The 8,329-nt window shown below is 62.2% G+C and carries 6 protein-coding genes; 2 read left to right on the top strand and 4 right to left on the bottom strand.

Translation table 11 applies throughout. The features are described from left to right. Window positions 1–120: 120 nt before the first annotated feature. The gene (locus NW851_RS09010; RefSeq protein ID WP_414332450.1) at window positions 121–1,671 is read right to left on the bottom strand and encodes a YifB family Mg chelatase-like AAA ATPase; all 1,551 of its coding nucleotides are present in this window, start codon (window positions 1,669–1,671) and stop codon (window positions 121–123) included. A 615-nt stretch (window positions 1,672–2,286) separates the two neighbouring features. On the opposite strand from NW851_RS09010, the gene NW851_RS09005 reads away from it, so the two are divergent. Beyond that, window positions 2,287–2,661, top strand: coding sequence for a sensor histidine kinase (locus NW851_RS09005; protein ID WP_414337906.1), 375 nt, complete (start codon window positions 2,287–2,289; stop codon window positions 2,659–2,661). 33 nt (window positions 2,662–2,694) lie between these two features. Beyond that, window positions 2,695–4,485 carry a peptidase M3 gene (locus NW851_RS09000; RefSeq protein WP_414337904.1) on the top strand — a complete coding sequence of 597 codons (1,791 nt, stop codon included), beginning with the start codon at window positions 2,695–2,697 and terminating at the stop codon, window positions 4,483–4,485. Window positions 4,486–4,656: 171 nt separating this feature from the next. On the opposite strand, the gene NW851_RS08995 is transcribed toward NW851_RS09000, so the two are convergent. From NW851_RS08995 to NW851_RS08985, 3 genes are all read right to left on the bottom strand, one after another. Next, window positions 4,657–5,844: an amino acid ABC transporter permease gene (locus NW851_RS08995; protein ID WP_414332366.1), complete on the bottom strand. Its 1,188-nt coding sequence runs from the start codon at window positions 5,842–5,844 to the stop codon at window positions 4,657–4,659. A 3-nt stretch (window positions 5,845–5,847) separates the two neighbouring features. Next, on the bottom strand, window positions 5,848–7,020 hold the full coding sequence (locus tag NW851_RS08990; protein ID WP_414337901.1) for an amino acid ABC transporter permease: 1,173 nt from the start codon (window positions 7,018–7,020) through the stop codon (window positions 5,848–5,850). Window positions 7,021–7,104: 84 nt separating this feature from the next. After that, the gene (locus NW851_RS08985) at window positions 7,105–8,133 is read right to left on the bottom strand and encodes an amino acid ABC transporter substrate-binding protein (protein WP_414332370.1); all 1,029 of its coding nucleotides are present in this window, start codon (window positions 8,131–8,133) and stop codon (window positions 7,105–7,107) included. Window positions 8,134–8,329 lie beyond the last annotated feature (196 nt).

Raw genomic sequence — 8,329 nt, 5'->3', positions numbered from 1 at the left:
CCATGAACAACAGTTGTCCCCTCGCTCTGTAGCTCCCCTCTCCCAAAGGGAGAGGGGCTGGGGGTGAGGGCTGGGAGAGGGGCCGGGGGTGGTCGCGTGAGCGGCGCGGAGCGCTTGGGCTCAGAGCCGTCCGCGATCCAGGCTGCGATACTGAATCGCCTCGGCGAGGTGGGTGGGGGCAATGGCCTCGGCGCCCTCCAGGTCGGCGATGGTGCGGGCCACCTTGAGAATGCGGTCGCTCCCCCGCGCAGAGAGGCCCAACTTTTGGATGGCGCTCTCCAAGAGTTTGCGACAGGGATCCGAGAGGGTACACCACTGCCGCAGATGGCGAGATTGCATCTGGGCGTTGCAGTGGATCCCGGGTTCGTCCTGGAAGCGCTGCCGTTGGCGTTGCCGCGCCCGTTCCACCCGCTGCCGCACCGCTTGGGAGGATTCGCCACCCTGCGCGCGGACAATTTCTTCCGGCTTGAGGCGGTTGACCCGCACCTGCAGGTCGATACGATCCAACAGCGGCCCGGAGAGCTTGGACCAGTAGCGCTCCCGCTGCTGCGGCGTACAGGTGCAGGGCTGGACGGGATCCCCGTAGAAGCCGCAGGGGCAGGGGTTGGTGGAGGCCACCAGGGTGGTTTGGGCGGGAAACTCTAAAGAAACGCGGGCGCGGGAGATGGTGACTTTGCCATCTTCCAAAGGCTGGCGCAGCACCTCCAGCACCTCGCGGCGAAACTCGGTCAGCTCGTCCAAGTACAGAATGCCGCGGTGGGCCAGCGAGATCTCACCGGGTTTGGGGTAGGGGCCACCACCCACCAGCGCCACGGAAGAAGCCGAATGGTGGGGAGCCCGAAAGGGCCGCTGGGCGATCAGGGCGGTCTGTCCGCCCAGGTGGAGATTTTGCCGCAACAGGCCGGCTGCCGAGTAGATGCGGGTAATTTCTAACATTTCTTCCCACTGCAGCCGGGGCAGGATGCCGGGCAGACGCCGCGCCAGCATGGTTTTGCCCGCTCCCGGACTGCCCACCAGCAACAGGTTGTGCCCGCCGGCCGCCGCGATCTCCAAGGCCCGTCGGGCGTGTTCTTGTCCCTTCACGTCGGCCAAATCCAGCAGGGGTTCCGCCTCAGTTGGCAGCATCTGCTCCGGCTGGATCCGCACCGGCTGGACCCCTTCCGGGTTTTGCAGCCAGCTCACCACCGCCGCCAAAGAGGGCAGCCCATACACCTGGATCCCTTGCACCAACGCTCCTTCCGGGCCGTTTTCCCGGGGCACCACCAGGCGGCGGATCCCCATCTCGGCGGCGCTGGCGGCAATGGGCAAAACTCCTGCCACGGGACGCAGGGTGCCATCCAGGGCCAATTCCCCCAGCATCAGGGTGTTGGCCAGCGCTTCTCCCTCAACCACTCCTGCGGCTGCCAGAATGCCGATGGCGATGGGCAGATCGAAGCTGGGGCCTTCTTTGCGCAGATCGGCGGGGGCCAAGTTAACAATGATCCGCCGCTGCGGCAGGGCAAAGCCGGAGTTCTTGATGGCCGCCCGCACCCGCTCTTTGGCCTCTTGAACGGCCGTGTCGGGCAGCCCCACCAGGGTGATCTGGGGCAGCCCACCGCCAACGTCCACCTCCACCGTAACCCGCACGGCCTTGAGTCCCAGCAGAGCAGCGGAGGTCACTTGGGCAAACAAGAAGATCGCCTCCACGAGCATCTCAACTCATCCTGGCAGAAGTTTTGGCGGCACGCCCCCCGCCCGCCCAATCCAGCGCTTTCCCCCAGCTGCATTCCCGAAAGGAGAACGTCACAATCAACGTTGAGAACGCCCATCGAGCCGCTCCCCCATCTCGTCCTCGTCATCGAGCTGCGTGAGATTGCGTGTGGATTCCTCTCCTGCAATGGGATCCCTTCCTGATCCAGAACTGTTTTATATGCTGAGCTCCGATGGGCGATTGGGGGCGTTGGGGGGTGACTGGGAAGCCTGCCTGGGCTACACGCCTGCCGAGTTAGGGAAGCTACCGACCCCTCTGGTGGAAAGGCGCTTGGGCTGGTCAAGCAGTTCGCGTCAGCGGGACGGAGTCCTCTCTGTTGATCGGAAGCGCCCGCCCTGTGCTCCACAGCCCCCCTCGCCGAACAGCGACGGCGATAAGGTTGGATCCTCAACTCTCCTCTCTGCCCAGCAGCGCTATTTGGTCACCCCAGTTGAGAACCAACAGCGCCTTCTCTGGAAACCCCCAGCCGCCAGCAGATCTACTACCAGCAGATCTATTGGTAGAGCTATACAGCCTGTGGAGCCAGCCGCGTTTACGTGTTTGAGTCGGGTAAGCTGATGCAGGTGATGAACAATTTGCTCTCCAATGCCGCTAAATTTTCCCTGTTGGGAGAAACCGTCCGCATCTGGGCCGAGCTGGTTCCAGAAGGAATCCGGGCCTGTGTGCAGGATCGCGGGCCGGGGATCCCGGAGGCGTTTCGGACCTGCATTTTCCAAAAGTTCGCCCAAGCTGATGCTTCCGATACGCGGCAGAAGGGGGAGACGGGCTTGGGTCTGGGCATCAGCAAAGCGATTGTGGAGCGATCTGGCGGCAGCATGGACTTTGTGTCTACACCGGATCAGCCGGGTACTGCCTTACCATTCGCGCCTTGGTGGGAGCAAAAAGCAGGCGCGCCCTTCTGGGCCAACTGAGGGAGAACCCTTATCTCTAGGAGGCTGATCCCGGTGGTCTTTCCTGCTTCTGAACCTTCCTTGGGTCTTTCTTCGGGCTCCCCTGAGTTCGACAATCTTGACGATCTTGGGGAACAGGTGCAGCGGTTTGCCCGGCGCTACCGGGGGCAGGTGGCGCAACTCAGCCCGCCAGAGCTGGCGGCGGCACTTCAGGAGTTGGCCAAGCTGACGCAAAGGATGCAAGGGATCCTGTCTGAGGCCAAAACCACGGCTGGCGCGGCAGAGGCAGCTTGGCAGAGGCTGGAGCAGGTCATCTTTTTCCAAAACCAGCTGTTGTTTTTCCCTCTGGAGCTGCAATCTCTACCTGCCGTTCCTGCCACTGGCCCGGCGGAAGGTGCTCCCCACAACCCAGAGGGTCAACGCCCAGGCGAGCCCGAGCTGCAGCCCTTTCGCCAATTCTTGTGTCGCCTCCGCCATCAGCAGGGCCACCAACAGCCCGAGCCTCTGGAGCGCCTGCTCCACCAACAGTACCTGACAGGACGGTTGGCTTGGCGGCAGTTGTGGCAGGTGACCCTGAACCCGCCTACGGCGCTCCCAGATCACACCCTCGTTCGGCTCCAGAGCTTAGAGACCCACAGCAGCGCCGAAATCCGTTGGGATGCCTATCAGCGACTGGGTCAGTACCTAGAGGCCCATGCGGAGCTGGGGGGATTTATCCTCAGCACCCTGATCCGCGACCACCTGTGGGAGGCCCAATGGCGGGGCTATGACTGTGTTGCCGAGCTGTACCTGGCTCGCCACGGCCTGACTCAAGCCTTTTTGGAGAACCTACTGGAAGGGATCCGCGATCGGTTTGACCTGTTCCAGCGCTACTACCGGCTCAAAAGCCGAACAATGGGGCGTTCCATCCGCATCTGCGATTTGCATGCCCCCTGGGAGGATCCCGTCCCCCTCTTGACTGCTGCCGAGGCCACCTCTCTGGTCTGGGCTGCTTTGCAGGACTTTTGCCCCGAGTGTGCGGCCCAGGCCAAACCCTGGCTACTCGAAGTCGGCTCTGAAGCAGACCAGCCCGAGTCCTCGCCCAGACCGGGAGAAACGGGATTCCTGTTGCAGACCCTTGCGGCCATCAGCCGGCGGCTCCGGCCTGAGGATCCCCAAGTTTGGCTGGATCTGGAGGAGATGCAGGGGAGGGGCTATGCACCGTCGGCGCAAATGTGGGGCGTGCAGGTTCACACCGCCCTTTTGCAGCAGATATTCCTGGATCACCTGGTCGCCTCGGCAATGGGATCCCCTCGCTCTGCTCCTTACGATCCAGAGGGGCAGCGTGCCGGCAGCCTGAAGTTGGCCCAGGCCGTGTTGATAGGCCATCTGGAGGCGCAGTTGCAGGCGGTGTTTTACCAGAGCTTGATCGGTCGGCTGGAGCTGCTCCTGTATCGGTCGGGGATCCCGGAAAACGGTGCAACCTTTCCCCTCTGGGTGAGCGAGGAGTGGCTGAAACTGTGTCAAGAGCTGTGCGGAGATGCGGTGGAATTGTTGCCAGAACACCAGTTCCGCTGGGTGGGGATGCCGGAGCTGTTTCTCCGCCCCTTCAGCGCCTATCAAGCCAGCCTTGCCAGCTTGGTAGCCATGGCCTGCCACCGTCGCTATCGTAGTTCTCCGCGCAACTTTCTGCCCCACTACCTCCACTGGCTGGCCAGCCCGCCCGGATCCCTGACTCTGGAAGAGACCACCCAAAGGCTACAGGCGGATCTGAGCGATCCGGAGGGGGTGTTACAGGCGCTGGAGGAACTGGAGCATTGGATCGAAACGCTCGAAAAGCTGCTGGAAGAGGATCCAGATCACTAGGTTCTGAATAAACTACCCCACCGCGTAGGCGGATGGGGTTTAAGGACTCCGTCCCGCTGTCGCGGACAGAGAGCAAGCAAGCCCCGGCCCCCCCGTATACAGGGGGAAAGAGGGGGTACAGTGCGGGGCTCCTGCGGCTTCTAGCTGACAGATTCTCCAAGCCATCCACGCTCACCGCTTGCCCAAGCCCAGCGCCTTTTCCACCTGTTTGGCCGCGTAGGCCATGGCAAAGCAGCAGATGAAGTAGATCACGCCGATCACAAACAGCACCTCCCGCTGAGTGCCCAGCCAATTGGGGTTGGTGAACACGACCCGACCTGCCTGCAGCAGGTCGATCAGGCCGATGATGAACACCAGGGAAGTGTCTTTAAAAAGGGTGAGGAACTCGTTCACCAGAGCTGGAACGGCTGCCCGCAACGCCTGGGGCAAAATCACCAAAGCCGTCACTTGAAACGGGTTCAAGCCCAGTGCCCGTGCTGCTTCTAGCTGTCCCAGGGGGATCGACTGCAGGCCGCCCCGCACATCCTCGGCCACATACACGGCTGTGAACAAGATAAAGGCCACCTCCGCCCGGATGATCAAGTTGACGCTGATGCCCCCCAAAAAGAAGGGCACCAACAGCCAGGCGGCAAACAGAATGGTGGTCAGAGGTAACCCCCGCACCAGCTCGATCACCAGTGTGCAGAAGATTCGGATTACCGGCAGCGCCCGATTGGCCCGACCCAGCGCCAGCAGCACTCCAATGGGGAAACCAATGATCATGGCGGCTGCCGCCAAGATCAGGGTCAGCAGCAGTCCCGACAGTTGCTCAGAGCGCACCGCCGGCCAGTTGGGGCCCAGCTCGCCCAGCAGCAGCTCCAGGCAGAGGGGCAAGATCAAGGCCCAAACCCAGATGGAGGGCAGCCGCCAGGCTTCTCGACCGCGGCTGAGGGCAACAGCGGCAAAGGTCACTCCAGAGCAAGCGGCCAGCCACCCCTGCGATTGGGTTCCCAAAGGCAGGAAAGCAGCCAAGCCCATGGCGGCTCCCAAGAGGATGAGGTAGTGCAGCAGCACACCGCCCCAAGCTCCTCCGGCTACCCCTAAGGTGGCCAGCACAACCCCCAACACAGCCCACACCCGCCACAGTTGGTCGCTGGGGTAGGTGCCGGTGGTCAAGATCTTGAGGTTGGCCGGGATCACCTCCCAGCGGGCTTGGGTAAAAGCCCAGTTCCAGAACAGGGAAAGGGCCCAAGCCAACACCCAGGCGGAGGCCAAGGTGAGCAGGGTGCTTAGCCAGGAGTCGAACAGGTTGCGGCGTATCCACCCCAGAGGACTGGGTTTGTCCGCGGGGGGTTCGCCAGGCGAGAGAGTGCTGGACATGGGCTAGCGCTCCACCAACTTGACGCGGGCATTGAGCCAGTTCATGCCGTAGGAAACCACCAGATTGATTCCCAAATAAGCGGCCATGAGGATGGCGAACATCTCCACCGAGCGTCCCGACTGGTTGATGATGGTGCTGCTGATGTTGAACAGGTCGGAAAAGCCGACGGCAATGGCCAAGCTGGAGTTCTTGATCAGGGTGAGATACTGAGTGTTCAAAGAGGGGATCATGATCCGCAGCGCCTGCGGCACGATCACCAGGCGAAAGGTTTGCAGCTCTGACAGGCCGATGGCTCGGGCCGCCTCCCACTGCCCCCGCGGCACCGCCAAAAAGGATCCCCGCACCACTTCGGCGATGTAGCAGCCGGTGTAGGTGACCAGGCCCAGCATCATGGCGGTAAACTCTGCCGAAAGCTGGATCCCACCCCGGAAGTTAAAGCGCTCCAGCACCGGCACATCCAGCCGCAGCGGTGGTTCGGGGAAGAGCACCCAGCAGGCCACCGCCAGCAGCGCCACCCCCCCGGCCACCCACAGGTTTCGCTGCCGGGATCCCAGCTCGGGCCGGCGAGCCAGCAGCAACCTGTGGATCCCCCACCCGGCCCCGATCAAGATGGCCAGCGTGGGAACCAGCCAGCCACTGGGATCCAAGCCGGGCAGCTTGACTCCCCGTTGGTTGATGAACACCAGCCCGCCGAGAGAGAGGCTGTTGCGCACCCCTGGCAGGGTGAGGATCACCCCCTGGTACCAGAAGATCACGATCAACAGCACCGGCACGTTGCGAAAGATCTCGGTGACCACTGCGGCCAACTGGCGGGCCAGCCAGTTGCTGGAGAGGCGGGCCATCCCCAAAACAAAGCCCATCGCCGTCGCCAAGACAATGCTGACGGCGGACAGCCAGAGGGTGTTCAGGGCTCCCACCAGCAGGGCCTTCAGGTAGCTCTCGGAAGGGTCGTAGGGGATCAGCCCCTCGGTGATGCCGAAGTTGGCGGAGTTGCCCAAAAAGCGAAACCCCAAGCTGATGCCCAGGCGGCGCAAGCTGGCGAGGAGATTCTGGGTGAGGATCCCAAACACCAGCAACACAGCCACGACAAAGGCCGCCTGCAGCAGGATCTTCAGGATGCGCTCATCCCGCCACCAAGGGGGGCGCAGGTGGGGCTGGTCAGATAGAGCGGTCATGAGGCGCGAGCGAAAGTCCAAGATAGAGGGCCAGGGATCCCTGACCAAGTGGGATCCCTGGGGCGACGGCTCCCGGATTTCCGATTAGCGGAAAGGCGGCGCGTACTGGATCCCACCCTGGGTGTAGGGCCGGTTCAAGCCCCGAGCCACCCCCAAGGGCGTCAAGTGCCGGTCGAAAATCTCGCCGTAGTTGCCCACCGCCTTGATGACCTTGACCACCCAATCCGGCTGCAGGCCCAGCAGCTCTCCCAGGTTGCCCTCCTGGCCCAAGAAGCGGCGAATGTCGGGATCCTCCGATTTGAGGAACTCTTCCACATTGGCGCTGGTGATCCCTTTTTCTTCCGCGTAGAAGAGGGCGTAGACCGTCCAGTTCACAATATCAGAGAAGCTCTCGTCGCCGTGAGGAACCAGAGGCCCCAACGGCTCTTTGGAGATCACCTCCGGCAAGATCACATGGTCGTCGGGAGCAGCCAAACTGGCGCGGCGGGAGATCAGAGCGCTTTGGTCGCTGGTGATGGCGTCGCAGCGGCCTTCTTCGTAAGCGTTAAAAGAGGAATCATCGCCGTCGAAGGTCACCGGTGTGAAGGCGATGCCGCGGGCCCGGAACGTATCCGCCAGGTTCAGCTCGGTGGTGGTGCCGGCAATCACACAGATGGTGGCCCCGTTCAGATCCTCCAGCTTCTGTACACCCAGACTTTTCCGCACCAAAAACCCTTGGCCGTCGTAGTAGGTGGTGGGGCCAAAAGTTACCGCCCACTCCCGATCCCGCGTCAGCGTCCAGGTGGTGTTGCGGCTGATGATATCCACTTCCCCTGCCTGAATGGCCGATTGGCGATTGGCCGCCGTCAGGTAAACGAATTGGATCTTGTCGGGATCCCCGAACAGAGCAGCCGCTACGGCGCGGCAGATGTCGATGTCGAAGCCGACATACTTGCCTTGGTCATCCAGGTTGCCAAATCCGGGCAGTTGGTTGTTTACGCCACAGATTAGCTCGCCCCGCGCCTTGATGCGGTTGGTGAGCGGCCCCAGTTGTGCCCAAGCGGGGAGCGACTGCAGGCCCACCGACAGAACCAATGCCCCGGCCAAGGGGGCCAATCCGTTCAAATGCTTCATCCAGCTCATAGAATGACCTCAATGTCAATCCTTCGTAATCTTCAGTAGTCCGTATCCACGTGGATCTACCTGGTGGATCTACTTGTTCGCCAGGCCAATGGCGTCGCACTCCTGCCACACCCCATAGAATGGTTCGCCAGAGGCGTCAATGATTTTCTCAAAGCCTTACATGTCAGGGCGTAGAGAAATGTTATGT

Origin of the sequence: Synechococcus sp. H55.7, from assembly GCF_047462395.1 — a bacterium.
Classification (GTDB): Bacteria; Cyanobacteriota; Cyanobacteriia; order Thermostichales; family Thermostichaceae; genus Thermostichus.
Note: the sequence above shows the minus strand (reverse complement) of the source record. Positions and strands in the feature narration are given on the sequence as shown.